Origin of the sequence: Shewanella aquimarina, from assembly GCF_023349185.1 — a bacterium.
In the GTDB taxonomy this organism is placed as follows: Bacteria; Pseudomonadota; Gammaproteobacteria; order Enterobacterales; family Shewanellaceae; genus Shewanella; species Shewanella aquimarina.
The window spans coordinates 123186-148707 of the sequence record NZ_JAKIKY010000002.1; the positions used below are offsets into that span (position 1 = coordinate 123186).

The following is a 25522-nucleotide window of genomic DNA, read 5'->3' on the forward strand; positions in this document are numbered from 1 at the left end:
TTTTAGACGCGAGCTAACATTAGCTCTAGGCGGGAACCGACGCGCTCGGCAAGATCTGCCAAGTCTCCAACCCACTCAATTATCTTATAGAGGAACATCACATCCACAGGGTTTAGATCATTTTCGATGCTAAACAGCTGACGACGGATTTTGATTTGAAGATCGTCTGTGTCCTCTTCAATTTTGTCGAGTTCAACGATCATTTTAGCGACAAGATCGACTTCACGGCCTCTGAAACCTGTTTCGAGCAGGTCATCGAGTTCGTTGATGGCTTGCTTAGCCTGTGCTACTGCATCTAGGCAGCGGGTCAGGTAGGCACTGAAGGTATCTTGAATTGCTTCTGGGACAAGTAGTTGACGGCCGATGATACGACCCGAAATGTCTTTCGCCTTGTTGGCGATCTTATCTTGCTGGGTAAGTAGCTCCAGTAAGTCAGTTCTTTCAACTGGCATAAACAGGCCGCCGGGAAGCGTTAAGCGGATTTCACGCTTGAGTTCGTCTGCTTCACGTTCTGCTTGGCTGATTTGCTTACGGAGTTGAACCGCTTTGTCCCAGTCACCTGCGACAGTAGCGTCAAAAAATGGTACAAGGATCGAGGCACAATCGTGCACCTTATCGATATGATCTTGTAATGGTTTAATTGGCGATTTTGCAAACACGCCCAAAATAGAGTTTACTGGCATTGCCGTGTACCTATTTAGGTTATTCCACTGTTGGAAAATGCGGGCGCATGTTAACCCAAGCGTCCACGTATTGAAACTGCGTTTTTATATAAAAACTGACAGTTTTTATTCTAACGAGTTATATATAAACTGCAATGCGAGATACTAATGGCCTATTATGACATTAATATGACATTGTGAAATTTTCATTAAAGTATAATGACACCTTCATTACAGTTCCGAATTTTAGATTAAAAAAGTGAGCAGCTGGCGAATGGAAGCCGAGATAGAGCTAAAACTATTTTTCCCCGAAAACAAACGCGAAGCCTTGGTATCACTGCTTAACAGTCTACCCCATAGCGATGCAAAAGGCGCGGTTCATCTAACCAACAGTTACTACGATACTCAAGATCTGCAGCTCAGACGCTGGGACATGGGCTTGCGTATTCGTGGCCGCGACGGTCAATTTGAGCAGACCATCAAGACGGCCGGCACCGTGGTGGGCGGGGTGCACTCCCGTCCCGAGTACAATATTGATATCGATCAAGCAAAGGTTAATTTGTCACTTTTCCCTAGTGATATCTGGCCAGCAGGCGCCGATATCGGCGCGGTGCAGGCTGAGTTGGTGTCGCTGTTCGATACCGACTTTACCCGCATGAGCTGGCATATCTATCTCGACGAGAGCCTGGTCGAGGTGGCGCTGGATATCGGCAGCATAAGCGCCAACGGCCAGTGCGAGCCCATCTGCGAGCTGGAGTTTGAGTTGCTGGCGGGCGATGCCCAGGCCCTGTTGGCATTGGCCGAACGGGTGACAGAGCAGATCCCGGCGCGGCTCGGGCGAGCCAGCAAGGCGCAGCGGGGCTATCGTCTGGCTGCTATGGCCAGCCCCTTGCAGCTAGATACCCTGGCCTTTATCGCCTTGCCACAGAAGGGCACTCCGAAACAGGCCCTGGTGACCCTGCTGGAAACTGGCCTAGATCGCTGGCAGCTGCTGGAAGAGATGCTACTGGAATCTCGTCAGGCGGCGCGGCAGCTCCCCCTGCTGGGCTATCGTCTGCGCGCCTGTATTCGCCTGCTGCGCTGCACGCTGGCGCAGTTTGCCCTGTTGGATGACCCTCTGCTCGAGGCCTTCGCAGCCATAGAGTCTCAGCTAAGCTTCGTTGACAAGGGGCTGAGCCTGTGTGAGCTACTGGATGGCGATGGCGCCCTGCTGGGCAACCTGAGTGAGTCAGAACCTCTGTTGGCGGCGGTGCGCCAGCAGCTGGCAGGGCTCGATATGGCGCGGCAGATAGATGCCATGCTGGCAGATGTGACCTATGGTCAGTTGCAGGTGCGTCTGGTGAGTCTGCTGATGGCGGTCAATGCCGGACAGGTGTATATCGGTGAGCAGCAGAGTCTGCAGGCCTTCGCCGATCAATTACAGGAAGCCTCTTGGCAGCGAATCGTCGATCTTATGCCTTCCAATGCCGAGCTGAGCAGCGAAGATTATCAATCTTTTGCCAAGGCGCTGGATGAGAGCATACTGGTCGGGGTGGCCTATGGGGAGCTGTACAAGCACAAGTCGCGGGATCAGTTTCGTGCGCCTTGGCAAGATCTTGTGTTAGGCATACGCACCCTGGGGGCCTATCGCTGCCTGAGAGAAACCGCCGCTACCCTGGGGCTTGAGATAGCCGACTGGCTGGATAGCAAGGAGCAGAGCCTGCTGTTTGCCATGGAGCATTCGCGCCGCTCGGCGCTTAAGGTGCAGCCCTACTGGCGATAACTGTCCAACAGAGCCATCACTCAACGGATGACTCGGCGCAATCGCCCTGAGTCATCCGTTACTTATTTTTCTCATTTAACTGCTGCTTTAGCGTCGCAATTTCGGACAGCAGTGTCTCCTGATTCTTCTCCATTCGCTGCAATACCATCTCTAACTCATCACGCATCTGTTGGCTCTGGGCCTCCTGTCGCTGCTTGCTGTCGGGGGCGATGAAGATGGACGCCATGTAACCCGAGATCACCCCGAAGAAACTCACGCCACAGATGATCACCAGGCCGCCGATGAAGTGACCCACTGTAGTGACTGGATAATAGTCGCCATAGCCCACGGTGGAGATAGTCACCAGCGCCCACCAGATGGCGTTTTCTGCTGTGTTGATATTGGCGTTGGGTTCGCCGCTCTCCACCAGGAGGATCATCACCGAAGCCAGGGTGAGTATGGTCACCATGGCCACCAACAGGCTGGCCAGCGTGGTCTCCTGATGCTGACGCATCAGGGGGATCAGGATAGAGCGCGTCATGCGGATCAGGCGGATCACCCGCAGGATCTGGAAGAAACGGGCTAGCCTCAATGCCTCGATGGCGGGGATGCTGGCCACCAGATCGATCCAGTGATGCCTGAAGTAGTCGCGCTTGTCTTCGGCGCGAAATAGGTTAACAAAGAAGTAGCTGATGAAGATGATGCAGATGCTGGTGTCGACGAAGAAGAGCAGCCGGCGGGTCTCGTCATCCAGCTTGGCGAAGGTCAACATGAGTACCACGATGACTGACAGCAGGGAGAGCAGCATCATCGCCAGCTCGAAGGGAGTGGGGTTTTGGTTGATGGGCAGAAGCCAGCGCTTTCTATCGATCATGATGTCGATTCCTTTTCGGCCGCGGCGCTCAAGCCTAATTTCCCTGTGAGTCGCCCTAAAATAGTATGCAGCCCATGATCTTATTCGTTTTTGTCGACAAAATGAACCAGGTCATCCAACACGCGGCGTTTTATTTCCAGCTGCTCATCGGCGGACAGGCCATATTTTTCGGCCAGTTGCTGATAATCTTCCGGGCTGAGGGAGACGGTGAGGCGTGGGCGCTTAGGGCGCTTGGTGGTGGCCAGCCCAAGTATGCTGCGGATCTGATCCGAGGGGCTCACCCCGGCATCTAACGCCGCCTTGCGGATGGAGTATTGAAACTTCTCGTCTAGGTCGAAGGCGACCTGGGTGGCCTTGGCGGCTTTCTGATTCTGCTGCCACTGTTCGGGAAGCAGCTTCTTGTTCTTGCTCATTAGCTTGCCTTAAGGTGCTGTGGATCTCACAAAGTGGACGGCAACACCGCCCTGTGTTGTTTATAGCTGTCCCGGCCAATATTGGCGAATATCGCTCAGGGGACGGTAGAGGGTGAGGCTAACATCTGTGTCGCCCCCTTCATACACCTCGACCTCGACGGCGCGGTTTTCCTCTTCATCCAGCAGCAGATAGCTCTCGAAAGGCTCGCCCGAGGTCATCCCCTCGTCTTGGGGCGGCGGCATGCCGCGATAATCGGCGCGGTGGAAATAGCCAAACTGGGCGAAGTTGACCTGATGATAGCGCTCGCCCAGCCATCCCAAGAGGGCGGCAGGGGTCTCCTTAACCTCCAGCTCGGCGTGGCTATCCTCTTCGAAGATCTCGCTAAAGGCGTCCAGATCGAACAGCTGCTCCACCTGGCTGCGGGGGATCTTGATGGAGAAGGCCAGATAGGTTTCATCGTCTTCATCCAGAGACAGGCAGAGGCTGTCGTTGCCGTGGCCCTTGAGTACCCACTCGCACTGCTGTTTGCGCTGATATTCGTAGGTGTTGATCCCCTCGACTCTCAGCTGCTGACCGCGCAGTTGCTCGGGCAGGGCGAAGCTGTCATCCAGGCTGATGATGTCGCCTTTTTGTAGATGATTAGGATGGTTGAGTTGGCGCTTGGGCGCCTCTTTCTTACCAAACAATCCTTTTAAGAATCCCATGAACTACCCTCGAGAAGAATAATGGTTGATACCAATCCTAGTAAATCACTGCTCATGCTGGCTTGTTAAAACCTTCGATAACTGCTTATCGAAAAGTCCTGCCTTGTTAGCAAGCGTTTTCCTGCGCTATTGCAGAACGCTTACCGTGATTGGCATAAAAGCACCTTGGGCTGGGCCGCAAGGTGCTTTGATTTCGCTAGTCGCCTATGACTTACTTACGTGCCTTGAGGCGATCCAGTACCGCGTTGGCATTGGACTTCTGCTCGCCGATACCGGCCTCGGCCAGCTTGGCCTGTAGCGACTTGTCGCTGTTCTCGTCGGCCAGGGTTTCGGCGGCCTTGAGACGGTCGTCAAACTGCTGCTGACGTGCCTTGATGCGTTCCAAAGAGTCCTTGGCGTTCAGCAGTTTAGAGTTGCTGCTGGCGAAGGAATCTGTGATGGTTGCCGTGGCCTTCTGCACGCTTTCCGTGGTCTTGACCATGCTGAGCTGACGCTGATAGTCGGCCAGCTGACGCTCTGTCTTGCGTACCAGGTCTTTCAGGCGAGCGGCGTGGGCGCTAAAGTTGTCGTTGGCGCTCTGGTGCTCGGCAAGCTCCTGCTCAAGCTGGGCGATCTTCTCGGCCACTTCTAGGGCCAGGGCTTCGTTTTCCTTCTCCAGCGCCTGGGTCGCATAGCCTTCGTGTTCGGCGATGGCGCGCTTGAGGCGATCTACCTCGCGGCTGGCTTGCATCTCTTTGGCCATGACATCGGTCAGCTCGCGCTTGGCCTTGGTCAGGTGTTTCTCTGCGTCACGGATCTCTTGTTCGAAGATGCGTGTCGAGTTGGCGTCGACTATGCTCTGGCCAACTTCGGTGGCACCACCGCGAAATGCGGTGAGGATCTTGTTCAGTATGCCCATAATATGACTCCTCTTGGGGTAATGGCGCCGCCTTCTGCGTGGACCATTACATGACTAAATTGGTTAGCGGTTACTTTAAGAAATCGGCCAGCTCGTCGATCACTTCCAGACAGTTGTCGGACAGGACTGACAGCTCTTGCTCTATCTCTAACATGCTCGATTGCACAGACAGGGCACCATAGACCACATACTTGTCGTCGACCTTAGCAAAGGAGGACAGTGGCATAGGGATGTTGAGTTCGAGCATGGTTTCAAACATCTCGCTGCGACGTTCTTGCTTAACTTCGTCTTCGCCCCATAGGTAGCTGATGCACAGGATTTGGTTGTCCGTTACCGATACAAACACAGGGATCTCTTCGCGTCCCACAACGTTGACTTGCAGTACTTCGACGTCGCCATCTATGGGATAACAATCGAATTGAAAGCCTGTGTGGCTGTTGTCGCCAAGTGCATTGAGGTGGTTGGCAATGTTGTGAATGTTCATATTTATCCTCTTTGACATATTATGTCTGCGATTAAAGATAGCACTGCGACATAATATGTCAAGCGCTATTTTTGTGTTCCATTTTTACCTTCAGTCGAGCGTCAGGTTTTCATCCTCTGACCAGGCGCGCTGATGGTAGCGATACAGATGCATTGAGCCTATATCGTTGACCTTCACCTGGTCTGCATGTTCATAATAATTTTTAGGAAATTCAAACGCGGCCCTGATAAGCCCAGGCGTGAGCCAGGGGTCATCGACCGGCAGCTCTGTCATACTCGACAGCCGCTGCTTGGCGTTTTGGCCACTTAGGGTGCCTATGCTCCAGCCCCATTCGCCGAAACTGGGCACGTTATGGTGATACTGCTCTACTTGAAAGCCTGCGGCTTGCAGCGTCTTGCCGACCGAGATGAAGGCCTTGGCGGCGTGATAGGGGGAGGTCGACTGCACAGAGATCGCCCCGTCGCTGCTCAGCATCTCCTTGAGCTTGCGATAGAAGAGATCCGAATAGAGCTTGTTGAGATCCGGATGGCTGGGATCCGGCAGATCCACGATTATGGCGTCAAACTTCTCACCGCGTCTTATAAGCTTATCGGCGCCGTTAAAGGCATCGTCTATCAGCAGCTCGACCCGCTCATCGTTAAAGGCATCGCCATTAAGCTTTAGCAGCGCATCGGCAAGCCGCTGTGGCATCTCTGGGTCGCCCTCCTTGAACAGCCTCACCAGATCCGCGTCGAGATCCATCAGGGTGACCTGCTTGGGTTGCCACTTGAGCACCTGCCTCAGACCCAGACCGTCACCGCCGCCTATGATCAACACCTTGTCGTGACGGGCACTGGCGGCCAGCGTCGGATGTACCAAAAAGGCGTGGTAGATATGCTCATCCTGGCTGGAGAACTGCAGGCGGCCATTGATATACAGAGAGTAGACAGGTGCCAGGTGATTGCCCCGCAGTCGCTCGGTAAAGGTGAGCTGCTGAAAACGGGTCGCCTTGGCGTAGACCACCTTGTCCTTGTAGAGCAGGTTATTGAAGTCCTGATCCCACTTAGGGCCATGAATGGCCAGTACCAGCAATATCCCTGTGGCGATCAGGTGGCCTGCCAACAACAGTCGGTTAAAGCGGATCTTGGACCAGAAGCGCCAGATAAACAGGAAACCCGCCAGCAGGTTGAAGCTGGCGGTGAGCGCCGCGGCCAGCTGGATATCCAGGGCCAACATGAAGATCACCCAGATGGCGGCGCCGACGCCGGCACCTATATAGTCGGCGCCATAGATGGTGCCAGCGTTATGCATTAGGTGCTCGTCACACAGGGACTGACGTACCCGGGCGATCAGGGGAATTTCCATGCCGATCATCAGGCCAAGCAATACGCCCCAGGCGTAGGGCAGGTATTCGCTCAGCTTCTGCAGCGTGCCGATAAAGCCGCCCTGGGGCAACTGATCCGGCGGTAAGCCTATGGTACTGGCGATGATGATGGGCAGCTGTTGGCCGAAGCCGATAACGGCGGCGGTGATCAGAATCGCCAGGGCACCACAGAGGGCGACGCACAGCTCCAGCATGGCGAAGCCGGTGAAGGCGCAGCGGATCTTGCGCGCGGCGAAGGCGCCGACGCCCATGGAGACGATCATCAAGCCGATCATAGTGTAGATGGCGGCTTCCAGGGCCCCCAGGATCCGCCCCGCATAGTGGGACAGCAGGTATTCGTAGATGAGGCCACAGGCGGCCAGTACCGCCATGATCCCCAGCAGCAGGAGATCGTCGAGCCAGCTTAATGATTTAACGCCTGCAGGAGCAGGCGTTGTGGTGTGTGTCGATTGCATTCAGGGTAGCGTCTTAGGCCATCAGGCTGGTGAGGATCAGGGCGATGGCCACGCTGATGGCCAGCTCGACGGTGGCGATACCTATGTTGTGCTGCTCTTCGACCTCTGCTTTCAGGTTGATATTGGCCAGTACCAGTTTCTTCACCAGGGCCAGTAGCAGTGAGAGGGCGAGCAGCATGATCACCGAGAAGATCAGCCAGCCGAGTATGTTGGTGACATAGGCGGTCGGCATGAAGACTATGAAGTGGCTGGCGGCGTTGAAGCTCAGTGCCATGGCGAGCATATAGCCGCTGTGACGAATCGCCACCGCGATATGCCCCTTGGCCAGCGCCTCTTGCATCGAGCTGTCATTGTGGCGTTTGGCATAGCTGCGCTCGCGCAGACGGGTCAGTAGCACCAACATCAGCTGTGAGATGGCAAAGGCGCTGAAGATGGCGATAAAGGTATCCAGGGTCAGATCTTCGGCCCACAGCAGTACGGAACGTATGATGATGGCGGTGGCGATGGCGGCGGTGGCATCCACTATGGCGACAGAGATATTGCCTTTTAAGATCATGGCGTTCTTATCTATCTCGTTCAGTGCCACCTTGTCATGCAGAAAGCGACCGAGTTTGATCAGAATCAGGCCAAAGATGCCGTAGGCGCTCATGCCGATGGCCTCGATGAGATAAGACTGGGCCGCCTCGCCCGTGATGGCGCCGGTGAGTACGATACCAAGGCCTGCTATGGCACCGGCGGTGCTGATGCCGAAGGCGAAGTTATCCCGCTCGGATAACTCATGGGTGCTGTTGACCTTGACGGTCCAGCCTTGCAGGTAACGCATGGCCGTGAGCAAGACGATGGCGATAGTCAGATCTATGGCCAAGATGATCGCCAGTTCCTGGGTCAGACCGTAGTGTTGAAAAAATGTCATCTTAATATCCTTTATTTGCCCCGACGAACACTGCGCGTCGTACGACTGCTAGAGTTTCTGAAGTTACTGTTCTTAGAGTAGTTAGAGCGGAACTTGCTGCCGCCGGTTGCCCGTCCTGTGGTGCTGGCCTTAGGCGTCGAGGCGCTTTGACGCGACAGGCTGGTGGAGCCAGAGCGAGACTTGGCGTAGGGGCTGTCGAATTGCTTACCCTGACGGTTGAACTGCTTCTTGGTGCGCTCGAAGGTCTGATTCTGGGCGCGAGCCTGTTTGGGCGAGGTGTAGCGATAGCGGCCCACGTCGTTGTAGTAGCTGTAGTTGCGGCGGCTCGACCAGCGGTCGTAGTAGATAGGGCCGCGTACCAGGTTGGAAAACATGGAGTACATGCCGTACCAGGCCCAGAACGACATGCCGTTGCTGCCCGTCTGCCAGCTACCGTAGGCGGGGTTACCCACAAGTTGGCTGCCGGCACCAAAGTCTTCGCCGCCATTGGCGAGAATATCCGCCTCGCGGCTGATGGCATTCACCCGACTCAGGGCGCCGTCTGACATGTCGGCCACTACGTTGACCGGATCCGACAGCATGTCGTTAAACAGGCTAGGGTCGGCGGCCTGGTAGAGGTTTTCTGCCTCGGCAAGCTGCTGGTCGAGATCGACGAAGTTGTTTTCGTTGCCCAGCTCCTGCAAACGCCTCTTAAGCGAGGTGTACATGGGGCCCTGGCTGCTGGCGTCTTTGGCCAGCTCCTGCAACAGTGGGGCGACATCTGGCTTGGTTGAGGCGAGGATATCGCTATATTGTTTGAGTAGGTTGGCGTTACGCACCTCACCGTTGTCCAGCATCTGGCCTAGGGTGTCGACCCTGGATTGAGCCAACTGTTGAAACTTGGCGATCTTCTCTGGCCTGTCGTCGCCGCATCCCGCCAGGGCGAACACCAGGGTCAGCGCGAGAACACGCATTAGCATCACTGCCATGTTTTCTCCATAAATTTAGTTAGATTGAGACCGATAAATGAGTGATCAGTCTGCGACTTCTTTGCATAATATAGCGATAAGCTGGGTTATAGTAACCTGTAGTGCAGGATAAAAAGTTATCTTTACTTAGTGAGTAATATTGATGACAACTTTATGCCAAGATGATTACCGCTTGGTTGCATTAACATCTTATCTATAGCATTGATGACATAATATGTCGACCGTTTAAGGCTGAAGGATTTTTCTGGCGATGGAAAACATGAGCGAGCAAGCGTTACCCCATGAAGTCAATCAGGTTGCCGAGCAGCATTGGCAGCGCCTCGCCGAGGCCTGGCCGGATATCTCCGAGCAGCTCAGCCCGGAGCAGACTCGGGAGCTGAAAGCCATCTTCGGTCTCAGCGACTTTGTTGCCGAGCAGCTGTGCCGACACCCCAACTGGATAGTCTCTCTGTTCGAGGGGCAACTCACTAACCTGGCCCGCGACAGTTTCAGCGGCGAGCTACACTCCATCCTCGCCGGCGCCAAGGATGAGGAGCAGGTCAAGGCGATACTGCGCCGCTACCGCAATCGGCAGATGGTGCGTCTCGCCTGGCGGGATTTTCTGGGCTACGCCGAACTCAACGACTCGCTGCTGGACCTCTCGGCCCTGGCCGAGGCGCTGATCATCGCCGCTCGCGACTGGCTCTATGAGCAGATGTGTCAGCAGTATGGCACCCCCTGTGACGGCGAGGGCAACCCGCAGCCCCTGATGATCTTGGGCATGGGCAAGCTGGGTGGCCGCGAGCTTAACTTCTCCTCGGATATCGACCTCATCTTCACCTTCCCCGAACACGGTGAGACCCAAGGTGGGCGTCGCAGTCAGGACAACCAGCAGTTTTTCATCCGCATGGGTCAGCGCCTGGTCAACCTGCTCAATCAGGTGACTGTGGATGGTTTCGTCTACCGGGTCGACATGCGTCTGCGCCCCTACGGCGAGAGTGGCCCTTTGGTGGTCAGCTACAGCGGCCTGGAAGACTATTATCAGGAACAGGGGCGCGACTGGGAACGCTATGCCATGGTGAAGGCCCGCGCGTTAGGCCCATGGAGCGCCTACAGCGACGAGCTGCATGACATGCTGCGTCCCTTCGTCTATCGCCGCTATATCGATTTTTCCGCCATCGAGTCTCTGCGTAAGATGAAGCAGCTGATCACCCAGGAGGTGAGACGCCGTCGCCTGACCGATAACATCAAGCTGGGGGCGGGTGGCATTCGTGAGGTAGAGTTCGTGGTGCAGAGCTTTCAGCTGATCCGCGGCGGCCGCGAGCCGGCGCTACGCCAGCAGAGCCTGTTTGGCGCCATAGATACTCTCTATAAGCTGGGGCAGCTGGAATACCTGGCGGTGGACGAGCTTAAACAGAGCTATCTCATGCTGCGCCGGGTGGAAAACCTGCTGCAGGCCATAGGCGATCAGCAGACTCAGACCCTGCCACAACACCTGCTGGACTGGCAGCGCCTCTGCTTTGCCCTGGGCATGGCGGGTGAGGCCGAGCTGCGCACCCATATCGAGTCGGCGATGACCAAGATACATCGCTACTTCAAAGAGACGGTGGGCGGTCAGGAGAGCGACGAGGTGGCCGAGCAGTGGACCGCCCAGCTGTGGAGCCTGATTGATGATGAAGACGCCGAGTCCCTGCTGAGAGAGCACGGGGTGGAGGATGACGAACTCTGGCCCGCCCTGAAGAGCTGGCGTGGTACCGTCGCCAAGCGCACCATAGGCCCTCGCGGGCGAGAAACCCTAGATAAATTGATGCCCTGGCTGTTGCAGGAATTCATGCAGCTGCCGACGCCGACCAAGGCCCTCATCCCAGTGACTAAGGTGGTGGATCAGATCTTGACCCGCACTACCTATCTCGAACTCTTGTTTGAGAATCCAGGTGCCCGACAGCAGCTGGTGAGCCTGTGTCTGGCCAGTCCCTGGATTGGCGAGCAGCTGGCCAAGTTTCCCATGCTGCTGGATGAGCTGATCGATCCTGCGCAGCTGTACGACACCACATCCTTGGATGATTACCCCAGCGAGCTGCGTCAATACCTGCTGCGGGTGCCCGAGGAGGATATGGAACAGCAGATGGAGGCGCTGCGCCAGTTTAAGTTGTCGCAGCAGCTTAAGATAGCTGCCGCCGATGTCACCGGCGTGTTGCCTGTGATGCAGGTGAGTGACCATCTGACCTTCCTCGCCGAGGCGATCATCGAACAGGTGGTGCTGCAGGCCTGGCAACAGGTGAGCAAGCGACACGGCGTGCCGCCCTATCTGGCCCCCGAGGAGACGGGCTTTGCGGTGATAGGCTATGGCAAGGCCGGTGGTTTAGAGCTGGGTTATGGTTCGGATCTGGACCTGGTGTTTCTGCACAACTATACCCGTGACAAGTTCCCCGACGCGCAGCAGACCAACGGTGATCGTCCTATCGACATAGGTCACTTCTACCTCAAGCTGGCACAGCGGATATTGCACCTGTTCTCGACCCGTACCACATCCGGCGAGCTGTACGAGGTGGATATGCGCCTGCGCCCATCCGGCGCCTCCGGCCTCTTGGTGAGTGAGATCGAGTATTTTGGCAGTTACCAGCGCGAAGAAGCCTGGACCTGGGAGCATCAGGCCTTGGTGCGGGCGCGTTTCCTGTTTGGTGATAATCGTCTGGCCGCGCGTTTCAGCGAGCTGAGGGCCGACGTGCTCGCCATGAAGCGGGATAAGACAGAGCTTGCCAAGGAGGTGCGCGAGATGCGCCAGAAGATGCGCGATCACCTACTCAAGGTCGATAAGGGCTGTTTCGATCTCAAACAGAGCCCGGGCGGCATCGCCGATATCGAGTTTATCGCCCAGTATCTGGTGTTGGCCAACACCCATGAGCATCCCGAGCTGGCGATCTGGTCCGATAATGTGCGTATCTTCGAGGTGTTGTCTGAGCTTGAGTTGCTGCCTCATCTGAGTGCCCAGCACCTGACCCAGGCCTACTGCTATCTGCGCGACGAGAGTCACAGGCTGACGCTGCAACAGGCGCCGGGACAACTACCCCTGGAGAGCGTGGATCTGCATGTGCAGCGGGTGCTGGCGATCTACGAACAGGTGCTCAATAGCGGCCAATAGCCTTTCTGCTACACTCAAATTAGGTCGGTGACTCATGGGGTGGACATGTGGCAGTATGTCGGGCGTTGATCTTAGCCCTTGTGGCATTTTTTAGCTGCAATGGTTTGCTATTGGCCTTAGATAAGCTGTCACAGCTTAGCTATTTCACCGAGTCTTACCCGCCCTATAACTACCGCGAGTCAAACCAACTCAAGGGGATCGCGGTAGATCTGTTGAGCGCCGCGGCTCACCGGGTCGACGGTCAGTTCGATCTCCGTCGTATTCAGCTTGTGCCCTGGGCCAGGGGCTATAAGCTGACCCGCACCGGCAGAAATACCGTGCTCTTCTCCACTACCCGCACTCCCTATCGCGAGACGCTGTTCGACTGGGTTGGCCCCATCTCGGCGACCCGGGTGGTTATCTTTGCCCGCACCGATCGCGGCATCAAGATTACCGACGAGGATCAGCTCAATGGCTACACCATAGGGGTGATCGCCCAGGATATCGGTGAGCAGGCCCTGCTGGCCGCCGGTGTAGCGCGTGAGCAGTTGCGTCGTGCCCATGAGGCAACTTCTCTGGTGCATATGCTCAGACGGGAGAGGGTAGATCTCTGGGCCTACGAGGAGGCGGTGGGGCGCTACCTGATGAAAGGCGAGGGCGTGGATATCGACGAATTTGAGGTGGTCTTTACCCTCAAGGTGAGCGAGCTCTACTATGCCTTTAGCCGTGACAGCGACCCCGAAATGCGCCACCGTCTGCAGCAGGGGATAGACAAGGTGAAGGCAACTATAGAGGCCAACGGCAAGACCCAATACGAGAACATACTGGCCAAGTATCGCTAGGCGTGTTTTGCGGCTGAATTGCTCTGTTTTATCAGCAACTTACCGCTTTTGTTCAGGCATTGGCGTACCGCCAGACTGAGGGCGATTGCTACGCTTAGGCTTAACATCACCAAGATGGCCAGCATGATAACCACCTGATATTTCACCGCTATCAAGGGATCGCTACCGCCGAGGATCTGCCCCGTCATCATACCCGGCAGGGTCACCAGTCCCATGGTGCTCATGGCGGCTATGCTGGGGGCCATGGCTTGTTGCAGGGCGCTCTGCACGAAAGGAAGCGCCGCCTGCCAGGGGGTTGCACCCAGGGCGAGCCGGCCCTGATATGTCTCCTGCTGTTCGTCGAAGGCATTAAACAGCCGCTGTAGCGCCAATATGTTACCCGACAGGCTGTTACCCAGTAACATGCCCGCCAGGGGGATAAGATATTGTGCCTGATAGACAGGAATAGGCTGTAGCAGGGCGAGCAGGAGTAGCGCCAACAGGGGAAGCAGGCTGATGCTGAGACTAAATAGCTGGGGCAGTAGTAATCTTGCCTTTGGGAGTTTGGCACCGCCTAAGATGGCGCTGGCCCCCACAATTAGCATGACAAACAGCCAGAGCAGATTGATCCAAAGGCTCTCCAGGTTGAACAGAAATTTGAGATAGATACCCACCAAGATGAGCTGCAGCGTCATGCGGGCGGCGGCCAGCAGCATGGTCTTACCCAGCTCGAGACGAAACAGCTGGCTGATCCCCAGAGGCACAAGCAGCACCAGCATGAAGAGTGCCAGCGGCAGCCAGCCAAACTCCAGACTCGCCTGCATCTGAGTCTCCATGGGTTAGGCCCCGCCCGGAGAATGACTCGCGGTCAGATATTGGCGCGACTGCATCTCGACGAGGCGACTGATGGTGCGTTTGAACTCGAAGGCCAGGGCGCCCGGTGTATAGAGTTGCTCCAGCGGCAAGCTGGCCTCGAGGTAGAGTTTGACTCCCTGATCGTACAGCTCATCCACCAGGGCGATAAAGCGCCTGGCCGGATCGTCATTTGGGGCGTAGTTGAGCTGGCGGTCGCCTGCGGCCACAGCGGCGGCGCCATCTTCTGTGCCTCTGGCGCGGATCCAGCTACGGGGCGTGCCCCCCAGTGGCGGCACGTCGCTCAGCAGCAGGGTATCGAACTGGCTGGCGATGGCGATATAGTCGAGCTGTGAGCGCGCGCCGCCGCAAATGGAGTCGAAGTCGAGCCATAGGGTCGAGGTGCCGCGGCGAATAACGGCGATTTCACGGCCTAATATGGTCAGGGGCGAAGTGCTCACATCGCCGGGTTCCAGCTCATCGAAGCGCCTGTCAAACTCCCCCTGTTCCGGCTCAAAATAGGTCTGCACCCTATCGAGATGGCGCAGACGATGGTCCATGCCGCCATCCAGATGCAGGGCCTGGGTGTGGGCCTCAAGCAGGGCGATACAGGGCAGAAATCTATCTCTTGCCAGTCCATTCTCATACAGGCGGGCGATGGGAGTGTTGGAGGTGGCGACCAGGGTGAGCCCCTGCTGAAACAGGGCCTCAAACAGGCCAGACAGTATCATGGCATCGCCGATGTCGCTGACGAAGAACTCATCGAAGCAGATGACGCGACACTCCTGGCGTAGCCGTGTGGCGATGCGTTTGAGGGGATCTTGATGACCTTTCTCGGCATTGAGCTCCCGGTGGATCCTGGCCATGAAGCGGTGAAAATGCAGCCTGAGAGCCATTCCCTGGGGTAGGCTCTGACAGAAGAGGTCCATCAACATGGTCTTGCCACGACCGACATCGCCCCAGAGATAGAGCCCGCGAATGGATTCCTGCTCTTTGGGGAGCTGCCTATGCAAGGCCTGATATAGGGCTTCTAGCGCCATGATGGCACTATGCTGAGCGGGATCGTCGACAAACTTCTCCTGGGCGATTTGCTGTTTGAAGCCATGGAGGGGAGAGCGCGACATGAGAGGACCCAGAAAGTGAATGGGTGGTTATTATATCAAGAAGATATTAATTAAACAGCGCCCACAGGGGGCGCCGTTTGATGGACTATTGCAGGTCTGATCGCAGTACCAGTTCTACACGGCGATTGCGCTTTCTGCCAGCCTCGTCCAGGTTGTTGGCTACAGGCACATATTCCCCCACGCCCATGGGGCTAAGCTGGGCCTTATCTATGCCGTGGGATTGGGTGAGGCTGGCGACTACCGCCTTGGCGCGCTGCTCCGATAGTCCCTTGTTGTAACCCTGTTTGCCTTGATCGTCCGTGTGGCCCACCACATAGAAGCGCTGCTTAGGGTGGCTCTTGAGATAGGTGGCCAGGGTGGTGATCACTTCCTCGGCCTCGGGCAGCATCTGATCGCTGTCGAATTTGAACAACAGGCCGTCCAGCGCCACATGGCCTTGCTGGGCAATCTTATCCTTGAGCCCCTCGAGATCGATGACCACTCTGTCGTCGACGAGTTTGGTTTCTTCTACCACCTTTATCTCGCTCCATAGTCCGCTGCCAAAACCCGTGATAAAGACCATGGCGTGCACAGCGCCCTCGGGGCGATCGAGTCGATATAAGCTGTAATATTGGTTTTCATCGAAACCTATATGGATCAGTGTCTTGATGCGACGTTTGATGAGATCTGTCTTACCACAGGCTAAGCCCTGGCAGTTATAGCCGCGCACAAAACCAAGCTTTTCCAGCGCCGCCTTATAGTTAGCGTCGACCTCATACTCCGAGTAGCCCCTTGGGAGTTTATAGCCGATGTCGGTGACCTTGCCCTCTAGGGTCTTGATCTTGTGTTGGCCCTGTTCGACACCGTCAAATACCAAGGTCTGGGCGTAGCCCTGCTGCTGATAATCTTGGATGAAGGCACCGGGAAGCCTGGCTATCATCGGATGATCCTTCGAGCCCTGGGTATCCTTGTTGCCTCTGTCCTTAAATTCGCTCTGGGTGACCTCGCTTGTCAGGTAGGCCTGGTTGGTGGCAAGCAGATCCAGCGGCTCATCAATTACCTCGACGATATCCAGCTGCAGGCTGGTGTCGTGGATCCAACTTGCGCTGTAGACGGAAAGATACAGCTGTTTCTTGGCAAGCGGTAGCTCGGCGGTTAGCAGCGCGGGTGTATTCTTGGGGATGTTATTGAGGGGCGCTATCTGTTTTGAGAGTTTGAGATCATCGCCACAGGCTTGCTCTTGGCACTCGAACAGTATTGTGCCGCCGAGTTTTTCGATCTGTGCCTTATAGTTGTTGACGGCGAGGGAGGCCAGATAGCTGCTTGGCAACTTGTAATTGACTCGTTTCAGTTGACCGGCAACCGTCTGCGTCTGGTAAGTGTTTTTGTCGACGCCAATCACCAGGTCGAAGGGAGTGTAGTGGCGATCTTCTTGCTTATAAAGTTTACCTTCCGGCAGTGGCTGAAAGGGGAGGTCATTGGCCAGGGCCAGGCCGCTGAGGCCTAGACCGCTGCATAAGGCGAGTGTGCAGGCGAGAGTTTGGGGTTTCATCTTAATTCCCTTTAAGTTTTTGAAAAGTCTGCTTTATCAATATCTATTCTGTGAATATTGCGCTCCCCACTTAAGGCGCGGGGCAATCTGTCATTATGGTGAGCCCCTGCATAGATGCCTGGCGCTGCATGAGAGCGGCCATGGCCTGTGGCGATAGGCCTTTGTAGAGCAAGGCAACATTTGGCTGATTTGCGAGTGGCTTCAAGGCCTCGCAGCGGGTCGGAGACATGATGGCGATCGACTCGGCCTGGGTGCTTGCCAGAGCCTGCCAGTCTTGGCTATCGACCTCGCTGAAGCTAAGGTTGCCCTTAAGCGCCTTGAGGTCGCCAAAGCTGATGATTTGACTCTGCTCTATGCTCAGCATGCTGAGATGGTTAAGGTTTGCCAGCGCCGATAGGTCGGCCAGCACGCCGCCCTGTAGGCTCAGGATCTCTAGGTTAGATAGCTTACTCAGCCGCTTTAGGCTGACGGAGGTGCTGGAAAGGCGGCAGCTCAACACAGTAAGCGCCTGGGCCGATGTCAGCCCCAGTTGCGAGACCTGCTGTGCGATACAGGCATCGAGCGCCTCGTCTTGCTGGTTAAGCTTGTCACTGTCGGCAGATGTTGAGCCAGAAGTGGCTGGGCCTGCCGCATTATAATCGGTGCGGCTCGCATCCGCGCTCTCAATATCAGTCCCGTTAAGGTCTGGTGTGTTAATGCTTGATTCAGCCGCGCTAATGTCGTTAAGGCTAGATTCTGAATGCGCTAGCCCTTCAGGCTCGGATGCCGATGGGTTGGCCGCCTCTAGCATTTCGGGTAACTGCTCGGCCATGAGGCCTTCGAGCCTCAAGATCTCTTGGGCAACTTCCGGCATGGCCTGGGTAACAAAGCAGAGTTTGCTGGTCTCCAGCAGGTTGACCAGCACGGCCGCTCTGCTCTGACCGATATTTATCGCCATCAGGGCCGCGTAGGCTTCTCCCTGATCTTGAGCCTGATTCTGGGAGCTGATTAGGCCTTGCAGTTGATTGAGATAGTCTTGTACCTCATCTCGTGTCTGCTGGAATTGTTCGAGTCGTTTGGGCTGATAACAGCTGGAGTGCTTATCGATTCGGGCGAGGAAGGCGCGATAGCGAGGCAGATACTCGTTGGTCAGGGTTAACATCTTACTCGCCGTGAGCGCCATATCACCGATTAAGGCATCTTGCAGCAGCGGCCTGGCGTTCTGGTATTGGTCAAGCTTGTTAGAGAAGCTCTCCATCTGCTGGCTGTGTCTGCGACTCAACTGATGGGCGCGTTCGGTCAGCAGTATCGTTTCCGGTTGAAACTGTTTGATGGCATCTCTGTCGGTGTCTGCGCCGGTATCGGCAGCGGCGACGCCGCTAATTGAAACTAAGCTAAGCGCCGAGGTCAGCGCCAGTGGGCGCAGTACCTTGCCGCTGAAATTGGAGATGCTTTTGGGGAGCCTAAGGGCTTGATCAAATAACACGACTTAGCCTTATCAGATGGCGAGCGTTGAGGGGCGTCAATCTTGCGATTGAGCCGCCTTGGCATAGACAATCCTGCCTATGCCAGGGCGATCAGCTTTAGAAATAGAGGTTGTCTACTAGCTTTTCGTTGACATAGAGCTCGCACTTATCGGCTGTGCTGCTCTTAGAAGATTGCACTATGCCCGCGATGGCGCCGAAGGCACCGCCCTGATTACCCAGTACAGAGCCGAAGTAGCAGTGGCTTCGTACGGCAAAGTCTTTGTAGTTAGCCTTAAGGTTTTGGGTTGGGGTGTAAGGAGCGAATCGACCCTGCATGATAGGATCGCCGTTGACGCTGAGGATCAAGATGTTCTTCTTGTCGTGGTAGCTGCCGTTAAACTTAAGCATGGTGCCATCGACTTCGACGGTTTTCTCCAGTGCCATGCGTGGGCCGGGATCTGAGGCGCAGGCGGTTAACAACAGGGCTAGGGATAGAGCTGAGAGTGAAGCAATTTTCATCGAGTTAGTCCTTTAGATGAATGGAAAATTCGTCCTGTGTGATTGCATGCTAATTTGAGCGAAAGTCGTCCCAATATGCTGTATTCACAATCACTTAAAATAAGCCTTTAGGTCTATTCCTAGCGATCCTATCGCAAAATATCGGCCGGAAACATTATTCTTTCGGGTGTATTTTGGCGGTTTAATCGGCAAAAAATCATCGTTATGCATCGCCTAAGCGCTTTCAGCGTCAAGTTAAGGGCTGATGAAAATCATCCATAGGTTCAGTAGCAAGACACTCGCCCCCAGGGCGAGGAGAAGGCTAACCAGTCGCTCCTTGGGGGGCTTAGTTTCCTGCATGACGATAGGGTAATCGAAGAAGATGGCCAGATAGAGCAGGCTTCTGAGGGGATAGGCCATGCTGGATAAACGGTAGCTTTTCCCCTGTTTCAGCCTGATGACGAGGCTATGGGCGCGCTTACGTTCTTTTTGATTGCTGTTGTGGTAGCTGTGCCAGTCGAACCGCAGCTGGGCTATCTCTTCTCGGCCTATGCTTTGCGACGACCCAGAGTTGCTGCTGAGAAAGGGGGGCAAGGTGATGCCAGATTGGCTTATGATGATCTGCTGATTTGCCTGACTATCGGTTTCTATCCCCAGGTGCGCCTTGACTTGGCGTTTACGGATAATGGCGTAAACCAGCAGGCCTATTATGGTCAATATCGGGAAGCGTAAAAAATCGAACCTAGGGTCGACAGAAGGAATGAACAGTGCCAATAGGATGAAGGGGAGCAGGCTGGTGGCGAGCAGGAACTCTTTCTTAAGCGGCAGGGCAAAGAAGTTAAACGAGATCGGGAGCTTCTTTTCGCTCTGCTTGTCGAGGCCAAGGTATTGGCTCAAGAAGACGGTATCGAACCATTTTAGATTTTCCAGCAGGTGATCGAGTGAGTTCATCGCGTTTGAAAGTCCTTTTTCTTCCCATTTATGTCGAGCATCAATGCTCAGATTGCCGCGTAATAGATCAAAAAGGGCAATCAAGTTGCCCAAGAATACGCTGAGAATGTTTCAGATAATAGGTGTTAATTCAAGGCTATAGCCGTAACGAGCGGAAATGCCAGCTGTCACCTATGCGTAGGTATTTGCAAGCTGTCGAGCTACTGTTGCCTTTGTCACTGGCGATATAGAGGTCGATCTCCTTGGCCTCTAGCGCCCCCAACTTGTCTTGCTCTATCTTGGCAACGCTGGCAGGCGTTATTGCCTTTATTTTTATGGTGTCAGGCTTAGCTTGGTACTCCTTAACATATTTACCATGGCGGTCGGCGAGCTGTTTCTTTAAGGTTTTCTCACCGAAGATGCCTAGCCAGGGCTCGGGAAACTCGGCCACATAGGCGTCGAAGTCCTCAGCGGCGTAGATATCCAGCATCTTAATGCAGCGCTGAGCCAAGGGGTCATGACTGAAATTTTGCTCGGTTGATGCCTGGAGATCGGTTGATATTAGCGTTCCTGCTAATGTTCCCATAAATATTAATGCCGTCCATGGTTTGTTCATCTGGTTAGTTCCTTGTTAAATTGATGGGCTTACAGAAAATACTCTTTAAACAGCAAGCCAGTTACCGCCACAAGCGCAACGATAGGAAAGGCGACAAACAGGCTACGAGCGACGATGGCTAAAGAGTGTCGACGTTTTTGCGTTGCGATGGGGTAGTCGAAATAGACCAGCAGGTAGAGTAGCGGCTTAATCGGGAAGTAGAGGCTCTTCAAACAGATTGATTGGCCCGACTGCACCGTGATGACGAGTTCGCTGACATCGTAGGTGGTGCGCAGGTCGCGCGTGCTGGGCCAATAACGCACGCCTATTTGTTTTATGTCTCGTCGCTGAATTTCCACAGGGCCCGCTTTGGTATCGATAAGGCGACTGCCGGGAATACAGAGCCTTTCAGCGTTAATCTGGCAAACATGGTTTTTCGCCAGGCCATAAATGCTATTGATAAACAGTTTCTTGAGCAGCAGATAACTTATGATGGCGCCGATATTTAGCATCAGCCAGGCCTCTGGAAGCATCAGGCTAGGATTGATAAAGGGCAGAATGGCCAATGCCAGTGGGCCTATGAAAAAGAGTATTTCTAACGGCAAGGGGAGCGGATAGAGTAGCCTGGATGATTTTAGGTGTATGTCGCTATCTCGGCTTAGATGATTTTTTCCCTTGAAATCAGTGGTGCCGAACCAGGGGGTGTCGTCAAGAGCTAGCTTTTCCATGCTTATCGGGTTCCTTTTATGCCAAGTGAGCCTGTGAATGCCGCTATTTGAGTAAATAAATCATGTCGTGACTGTCGCCTTGCGGAGCGCCGCGGCAGCTGCTAGCCAAAGTTATCAATACCACGAGTGGTTTTAACATGATTTCATCCCTGATAAAAAAATGGCCCCTAGGGGCCATTTTGTCCTTTATTGGTTGGCCTTGGGACACTCTGTTGGTGTCTCGGCTGCCATATCGGCGTACTCGGGTTGCAATATCAATGGCTGTATCTGTGCTTTTAACGAAGCCGATTGCCCTGAGCTGTCAGCGCCGCTGGCGATGGTGACTTTATAGGTCTTATGTGTATTTGGACATAAGTCTCTACCCGTTAACGCATCACCGCTGACATTGACAACATCACCAGCAAATTCAATGTAGTAGGTGGCAATGCCGTCGTCGGCGCGAATACCTGTTAACTGGACAGTATGTTCACCTTCCTCAAGTGAGACGTTTAGTGGGCCCACCTTGCGTTGAGGTTGGTTGTTGTCATACATCACCTTGTTATTGACCGATAATTTAAACACATCGTCGTTAAAGTTACCATTGTCACCAAAGGTGATCAGTAGCTGGCTTGGTCCAACGAAGGGGTATTGATTACTCAATATATTGGCGACCTCCACGGTGATATATCCAGTTACCGCACCATTTGGCACGATAATCACTAGGGTATCTGTGGTGGCAGACTTTACCGCAGCTCTAATACGTTCCCCATTCGCACCGCTAAAGGTGACGATATTGCCCATTGGTTGTTTACTAAAACCAATGCCACTTATCTCTAACTCTGTGCCGGGAGAAGCCTTGTTAGGCGTTATGTTAGTGATCGTGAGATCTGTGCCGATTAGAATTTCATAAGGTACCTCGGCCACCTCATCTCTGTGGTGAACCTCAACCTTTAAGGGGCCTACAGCATTCTCGATTTGGCTTATGTCATTAAGGTCAAAGGTCAGTTCAGTGCCCAGTTTATTGACGCTTACGAAACTGGTGTCGAGCTGCTTCTCACCCTTGCCCAGATCGAAGACTTTCACTTCTGGTTTGGTATCACCAAATACCCCTTTAACGACGGCCATGCCACTTCCGACTAGGGTAAATCGCTTAGTTTCTTGGGTCTTTTCAATGGCTCTTGGCGTGATATCTGAGGCCTTTAGTCCCCAGGTAACGATATAGTCGAGCTTGGTCGGCACATCGACCAGATCGTCTATGGTTTTGGCCATATCGACCATAGAGTCGGCAAGCTTACTGGCTTCATATACCGAGGTAATAGTCCCCCAGCCGGGAATAAATTTTTGGGCGACCTTTTGCAGCATTTTGTTGATGAAGTATTTCTCGTCAACCTCTAATGCAGTCAGAAGTGCCATGGTGACTGGGCCGTAGGAGGCACGATTGGTTGGATCTGAGATCACCGCCTTGATCTCTTTGCTGTATAACTCCTTCCCTAGATTAGCCGCAAGGGTCTGCCAGTCGTCAAAACTTGGCTTATCCTTGGCCATTAGTTTGTCGATCTCTGTGCTGATGGCTGGCAGGTATTGATAAACGGCCTTGACGATTGCCAGGGCTGTTGCCTGTTTCTTGTATTTGCTGTCGTTGAGGTCTATGCCCGCCGCATCGAATAATATGGAGTAAAACCGAATGACGACATTATCTATGATGGTCCTGATCGCCAACATCTTACGGGCATCTTGAGCTCGCTTATCGTAGGCCTCTTGTCCCCTGAAGCTGAATGGGCTGGGGCCGAAAATGCCATCAACGCCAGGTGTGATGATCTGGTATAGGCAATCTGTATAGACGCACTTGTCGATAAGGGAATCACTCGACCAGAGCGAAATGCCTAACCAGGTACCAGATTGCGGCCCCATCATGCCTGAATCCCAAGGGGTAGTGATATGGTCGGCAATCGGTTTGTTGAGAGAGGCTAGATCTGTTTTTATCTCTCCTGTTTTGGAATCGATAGGATAGATTCTGGCGCTTAGGTAGAGCTGACTGCGATTTCTTATTTCAACGCAGCCATCGGCATTCAATACTTGGTACCACTTGGGATCGACCCCTTCGCCACAGTTATTCATTATCTCTGTACTGTTTTCGGCGAAGGTTGTGGCCGCCATCGACATGTCGAAGGCTTGCCAAGTGCCATTAGTCTCTGGATAGGAGACTATGCTGGGGTCAATAGCGGATAGTGCCTGGTTGGTACTCGAGCCCGCGGCACCGTCATCTAGAGGGGTAAACCTAGCCTTGGATGGTGACAACGAGGATTTTAGCAAACGCTTTGAGCTTAGCTCTTCCTTGATTTTGGACTCAAACCGGTTGAGTAGATCGTAAGCCTCTGCTTTTCTCGCCTTATAGCCGAAGAAGCTCGTATCTTTGGCTAGTGCCGCTTTGGCCTCTGCAAGGTAAGCTTGGTATGCCTGTGTTGTCTGCACTATTTGCATGAACTTCTCTGTGCCGACACCTTTTGCCTCATAGTAATAGTTCATATGAAGTACCAAGCTTGCCAAGGCTGTCGATTCGAAGCTCAATGAGATACTGTCTTGGTTCATGGAATAGACTGTACTCAGGTAGGCTTCGAGTTGGCCGTCGGCACCCTGGGTATAAGAGAAGATGACTTCCGCCTCACTCCCCATTTTCTCCAGTTCGAAGCTATTACCATTAAGCGTCTGGGCCATCTCGGGATAGATCCCCCCTATAGCAGCCAAAGGTTTGGCTGAAGGTTCGAGGACGTTAACGGCTATCTCTTGTGTGATGATGAAGGTGATGGGGTTACTCTGCCCGTGAGCATTGCTGACTGAGTAGCTGCCACCGCTTAGCGTCTCTGGCACTGTGGTTCTAACAGTGTTTTCATCGACGAACTGTGCATTGACAGGTTGGTTGTTGAAGAAAACGCTGGTGTCTTCATCAAAGTTGTCACCACTAAGTGTTATCTGTTGGCCTGGTTTGAGGCTTCTAGGGTTAGAACTCATGAGTAGTGGCAGTTCAGCGTCGCCAATTTCAATTGGAAATGGGTCTGATTTATTTGTGCCGATAACAATCGAGAGCGCGCCTTTCCCCATATCCTGGGGAAGTAAAAACCTTAGGTGACTTCTTTGCGATGCGTGTTCGACTTGCTTTGGAAATAGGTTGTAAATTCTGCCATTTATGTTCACCACTAACAGGGTGTTTTCAGACGCACTAGATACTCCTTCGACGGTGAGTTCGAATTCATCCCCGGCTCTGAGATAATTTTTGATCTTATTCTGCTGGAAGAGGGTGTGCAGAGATTCGATAAAGAGATCGCCTGGCTTGGTCCAGGAGACAATATTGGCCGGGATTAAACGTTGAGCGTCATTCTTGTCGAAGATATCGTCGTTGTCGTCATCGTTATCTAAGTGATCAATGAATTTATCGTTATCCGTGTTAGTGGGATCATTGCTGTTGCCGCTTTCTAGTTGATCATCAATACCGTTACCGTCGGCATCGCGCTCAAGGAAGTTAGGGGCGCCGTCGTTGTCCAAATCTTCCATGCCTTCGATGGAATCGTTGAAACTATCGCCGTCTGAGTCGGTATCTAACCAATTGGGAATGCCGTCCCTGTCTGTATCTAGTCCTAGACTCTCCAAGGCCATACTGAATTCGATACCGTCAATGATTTTGTCTTTATCTTGATCATTTTCATTGATATCTGCGCCTAAGGCGGGCTCTTTCGTATCGTCGAATCCGTCGATATCCTGATCGTTAAACATAGTCACTTGATAGGTGAGGTCGCTACCGCCAGCATAGTTCTCATCTATGATACTGAGCTGATAAGTACCTGGTGTATAGACGGGAAAGTTCACTACATAGGTATTTGCTCGAGTGTATCGATATAGTTGAATGTCATTAATAACCAAACCATTGGCATCTGAAACATAAACCTGAGGTTTAAACCTTGCCGAAGGTGAAGTGAAATAGGCTGTGTAAGATTGTGGCTCATCGACATGGAATTTAAACAGGTCGCCTTTATCAAACTCTGAGTCAATGACACCTTGTACCCTGACGCCGAGATCGATTTCGATTGGGGTGGCTACCGCAGGATTGTCATTTGGCTCTTGTTCTACAAACAGAGGATAAGCATGCTTGCTGGCATCAAACGGATAATCATCCAATTCATCCACCACGCCGTCGCCATCTTCATCTTTGTTTTCCCAGGTGCCTACCTGAGGAGGCTCGGTTGGATCTGTGGGATCCGTTGGTTCTGTGGGGTCGACGGGATCGACAGGATCTGTAGGTATCTCAGCGTTTGGGCCTTCTCCCTCTTCGAGTTCGCCGTTACAACCCGTTATTGCCAGGGTTGAGGTCAGCATGAGTGCCAGCCAATGTTGCTTGGTCAGGCGAGACGTGTATTTCATCTTATATATCCCTATGATTTTACAAGGTCC

Annotated in this window: 21 protein-coding genes; 3 read left to right on the forward strand and 18 right to left on the reverse strand. The window is 53.8% G+C overall.

What is annotated here, in order from left to right:
- Positions 1 to 2: 2 nt before the first annotated feature.
- The gene (locus L2731_RS02670; RefSeq protein WP_041508409.1) at positions 3 to 683 is read right to left on the reverse strand and encodes a TIGR00153 family protein; all 681 of its coding nucleotides are present in this window, start codon (positions 681 to 683) and stop codon (positions 3 to 5) included.
- A gap of 253 nt (positions 684 to 936) precedes the next feature.
- On the opposite strand from L2731_RS02670, the gene L2731_RS02675 reads away from it, so the two are divergent.
- Positions 937 to 2424 carry a CYTH domain-containing protein gene (locus L2731_RS02675; RefSeq protein ID WP_249251717.1) on the forward strand — a complete coding sequence of 496 codons (1488 nt, stop codon included), beginning with the start codon at positions 937 to 939 and terminating at the stop codon, positions 2422 to 2424.
- A gap of 58 nt (positions 2425 to 2482) precedes the next feature.
- Here the strand turns inward: L2731_RS02675 and L2731_RS02680 are convergent, their stop codons facing one another.
- From L2731_RS02680 to L2731_RS02715, 8 genes are all read right to left on the reverse strand, one after another.
- The gene (locus L2731_RS02680) at positions 2483 to 3277 is read right to left on the reverse strand and encodes a potassium channel family protein (protein ID WP_249251718.1); all 795 of its coding nucleotides are present in this window, start codon (positions 3275 to 3277) and stop codon (positions 2483 to 2485) included.
- Between the two features lie 80 nt (positions 3278 to 3357).
- On the reverse strand, positions 3358 to 3690 hold the full coding sequence (locus L2731_RS02685) for a hypothetical protein (RefSeq protein WP_239852564.1): 333 nt from the start codon (positions 3688 to 3690) through the stop codon (positions 3358 to 3360).
- A gap of 60 nt (positions 3691 to 3750) precedes the next feature.
- The gene (locus L2731_RS02690) at positions 3751 to 4395 is read right to left on the reverse strand and encodes a DUF4178 domain-containing protein (RefSeq protein WP_249251719.1); all 645 of its coding nucleotides are present in this window, start codon (positions 4393 to 4395) and stop codon (positions 3751 to 3753) included.
- Between the two features lie 211 nt (positions 4396 to 4606).
- On the reverse strand, positions 4607 to 5293 hold the full coding sequence (locus tag L2731_RS02695) for a PspA/IM30 family protein (RefSeq protein ID WP_041508414.1): 687 nt from the start codon (positions 5291 to 5293) through the stop codon (positions 4607 to 4609).
- Between the two features lie 70 nt (positions 5294 to 5363).
- The gene (locus tag L2731_RS02700; protein ID WP_041508415.1) at positions 5364 to 5777 is read right to left on the reverse strand and encodes a YjfI family protein; all 414 of its coding nucleotides are present in this window, start codon (positions 5775 to 5777) and stop codon (positions 5364 to 5366) included.
- A 90-nt stretch (positions 5778 to 5867) separates the two neighbouring features.
- The gene (locus L2731_RS02705; RefSeq protein ID WP_249251720.1) at positions 5868 to 7595 is read right to left on the reverse strand and encodes a polyamine aminopropyltransferase; all 1728 of its coding nucleotides are present in this window, start codon (positions 7593 to 7595) and stop codon (positions 5868 to 5870) included.
- 13 nt (positions 7596 to 7608) lie between these two features.
- Positions 7609 to 8508, reverse strand: a complete 900-nt coding sequence (locus tag L2731_RS02710) for a DUF350 domain-containing protein (protein WP_249251721.1) — start codon at positions 8506 to 8508, stop codon at positions 7609 to 7611.
- Positions 8509 to 8519: 11 nt separating this feature from the next.
- The gene (locus L2731_RS02715) at positions 8520 to 9476 is read right to left on the reverse strand and encodes a hypothetical protein (protein ID WP_249251723.1); all 957 of its coding nucleotides are present in this window, start codon (positions 9474 to 9476) and stop codon (positions 8520 to 8522) included.
- Positions 9477 to 9726: 250 nt separating this feature from the next.
- Here L2731_RS02715 and glnE point away from each other — a divergent pair, with 250 nt between their 5' ends.
- Together glnE and L2731_RS02725 are read left to right on the forward strand one after the other, a co-directional pair.
- Positions 9727 to 12597, forward strand: coding sequence for a bifunctional [glutamate--ammonia ligase]-adenylyl-L-tyrosine phosphorylase/[glutamate--ammonia-ligase] adenylyltransferase (glnE, locus tag L2731_RS02720; RefSeq protein ID WP_415837010.1), 2871 nt, complete (start codon positions 9727 to 9729; stop codon positions 12595 to 12597).
- 110 nt (positions 12598 to 12707) lie between these two features.
- The gene (locus L2731_RS02725; protein WP_249251724.1) at positions 12708 to 13418 is read left to right on the forward strand and encodes a substrate-binding periplasmic protein; all 711 of its coding nucleotides are present in this window, start codon (positions 12708 to 12710) and stop codon (positions 13416 to 13418) included.
- On the opposite strand, the gene L2731_RS02730 is transcribed toward L2731_RS02725, so the two are convergent.
- The 9 genes from L2731_RS02730 to L2731_RS02770 all read right to left on the reverse strand — a co-directional run bounded on the left by L2731_RS02730 (position 13415) and on the right by L2731_RS02770 (position 25492).
- Positions 13415 to 14221, reverse strand: a complete 807-nt coding sequence (locus tag L2731_RS02730) for an ABC transporter permease (protein WP_249251725.1) — start codon at positions 14219 to 14221, stop codon at positions 13415 to 13417. The two genes, L2731_RS02725 and L2731_RS02730, sit on opposite strands and share 4 nt — an antisense overlap.
- A 15-nt stretch (positions 14222 to 14236) precedes the next feature.
- Entirely contained in the window at positions 14237 to 15373 is a 1137-nt protein-coding gene (zapE, locus tag L2731_RS02735) for a cell division protein ZapE (RefSeq protein ID WP_249251726.1), read from the reverse strand.
- A gap of 85 nt (positions 15374 to 15458) precedes the next feature.
- The gene (locus tag L2731_RS02740; protein WP_249251727.1) at positions 15459 to 16904 is read right to left on the reverse strand and encodes an OmpA family protein; all 1446 of its coding nucleotides are present in this window, start codon (positions 16902 to 16904) and stop codon (positions 15459 to 15461) included.
- A 70-nt stretch (positions 16905 to 16974) separates the two neighbouring features.
- Positions 16975 to 18369 carry a hypothetical protein gene (locus tag L2731_RS02745; RefSeq protein WP_249251728.1) on the reverse strand — a complete coding sequence of 465 codons (1395 nt, stop codon included), beginning with the start codon at positions 18367 to 18369 and terminating at the stop codon, positions 16975 to 16977.
- A 97-nt stretch (positions 18370 to 18466) separates the two neighbouring features.
- Positions 18467 to 18868: a hypothetical protein gene (locus L2731_RS02750; protein WP_041508426.1), complete on the reverse strand. Its 402-nt coding sequence runs from the start codon at positions 18866 to 18868 to the stop codon at positions 18467 to 18469.
- Between the two features lie 234 nt (positions 18869 to 19102).
- Entirely contained in the window at positions 19103 to 19798 is a 696-nt protein-coding gene (locus tag L2731_RS02755) for a hypothetical protein (RefSeq protein WP_249251729.1), read from the reverse strand.
- 136 nt (positions 19799 to 19934) lie between these two features.
- Positions 19935 to 20393 (reverse strand): hypothetical protein, encoded by a 459-nt coding sequence (locus tag L2731_RS02760; protein WP_249251731.1) that lies wholly within the window; start codon positions 20391 to 20393, stop codon positions 19935 to 19937.
- A 29-nt stretch (positions 20394 to 20422) separates the two neighbouring features.
- Positions 20423 to 21100, reverse strand: coding sequence for a hypothetical protein (locus L2731_RS02765; RefSeq protein WP_249251732.1), 678 nt, complete (start codon positions 21098 to 21100; stop codon positions 20423 to 20425).
- A 186-nt stretch (positions 21101 to 21286) separates the two neighbouring features.
- Positions 21287 to 25492 (reverse strand): IPT/TIG domain-containing protein, encoded by a 4206-nt coding sequence (locus L2731_RS02770; protein ID WP_249251733.1) that lies wholly within the window; start codon positions 25490 to 25492, stop codon positions 21287 to 21289.
- Positions 25493 to 25522: the final 30 nt, after the last annotated feature.

What these genes read in the sequence shown, in the direction of transcription:
- L2731_RS02760 (WP_249251731.1), bottom strand. Translation starts at nt 20,393, where the DNA reads ATGAACAAACCATGGACGGCATTAATATTTATGGGAACATTAGCAGGA.
- L2731_RS02670 (WP_041508409.1), bottom strand. Translation starts at nt 683, where the DNA reads ATGCCAGTAAACTCTATTTTGGGCGTGTTTGCAAAATCGCCAATTAAA.
- L2731_RS02755 (WP_249251729.1), bottom strand. Translation starts at nt 19,798, where the DNA reads ATGAACTCACTCGATCACCTGCTGGAAAATCTAAAATGGTTCGATACC.
- zapE (WP_249251726.1), bottom strand. Translation starts at nt 15,373, where the DNA reads ATGTCGCGCTCTCCCCTCCATGGCTTCAAACAGCAAATCGCCCAGGAG.
- L2731_RS02740 (WP_249251727.1), bottom strand. Translation starts at nt 16,904, where the DNA reads ATGAAACCCCAAACTCTCGCCTGCACACTCGCCTTATGCAGCGGTCTA.
- L2731_RS02770 (WP_249251733.1), bottom strand. Translation starts at nt 25,492, where the DNA reads ATGAAATACACGTCTCGCCTGACCAAGCAACATTGGCTGGCACTCATG.
- L2731_RS02765 (WP_249251732.1), bottom strand. Translation starts at nt 21,100, where the DNA reads ATGGAAAAGCTAGCTCTTGACGACACCCCCTGGTTCGGCACCACTGAT.
- L2731_RS02675 (WP_249251717.1), top strand. Translation starts at nt 937, where the DNA reads ATGGAAGCCGAGATAGAGCTAAAACTATTTTTCCCCGAAAACAAACGC.
- L2731_RS02700 (WP_041508415.1), bottom strand. Translation starts at nt 5,777, where the DNA reads ATGAACATTCACAACATTGCCAACCACCTCAATGCACTTGGCGACAAC.
- L2731_RS02690 (WP_249251719.1), bottom strand. Translation starts at nt 4,395, where the DNA reads ATGGGATTCTTAAAAGGATTGTTTGGTAAGAAAGAGGCGCCCAAGCGC.
- L2731_RS02710 (WP_249251721.1), bottom strand. Translation starts at nt 8,508, where the DNA reads ATGACATTTTTTCAACACTACGGTCTGACCCAGGAACTGGCGATCATC.
- L2731_RS02685 (WP_239852564.1), bottom strand. Translation starts at nt 3,690, where the DNA reads ATGAGCAAGAACAAGAAGCTGCTTCCCGAACAGTGGCAGCAGAATCAG.
- glnE (WP_415837010.1), top strand. Translation starts at nt 9,727, where the DNA reads ATGGAAAACATGAGCGAGCAAGCGTTACCCCATGAAGTCAATCAGGTT.
- L2731_RS02695 (WP_041508414.1), bottom strand. Translation starts at nt 5,293, where the DNA reads ATGGGCATACTGAACAAGATCCTCACCGCATTTCGCGGTGGTGCCACC.
- L2731_RS02750 (WP_041508426.1), bottom strand. Translation starts at nt 18,868, where the DNA reads ATGAAAATTGCTTCACTCTCAGCTCTATCCCTAGCCCTGTTGTTAACC.
- L2731_RS02705 (WP_249251720.1), bottom strand. Translation starts at nt 7,595, where the DNA reads ATGCAATCGACACACACCACAACGCCTGCTCCTGCAGGCGTTAAATCA.
- L2731_RS02680 (WP_249251718.1), bottom strand. Translation starts at nt 3,277, where the DNA reads ATGATCGATAGAAAGCGCTGGCTTCTGCCCATCAACCAAAACCCCACT.
- L2731_RS02715 (WP_249251723.1), bottom strand. Translation starts at nt 9,476, where the DNA reads ATGGCAGTGATGCTAATGCGTGTTCTCGCGCTGACCCTGGTGTTCGCC.
- L2731_RS02730 (WP_249251725.1), bottom strand. Translation starts at nt 14,221, where the DNA reads ATGCAGGCGAGTCTGGAGTTTGGCTGGCTGCCGCTGGCACTCTTCATG.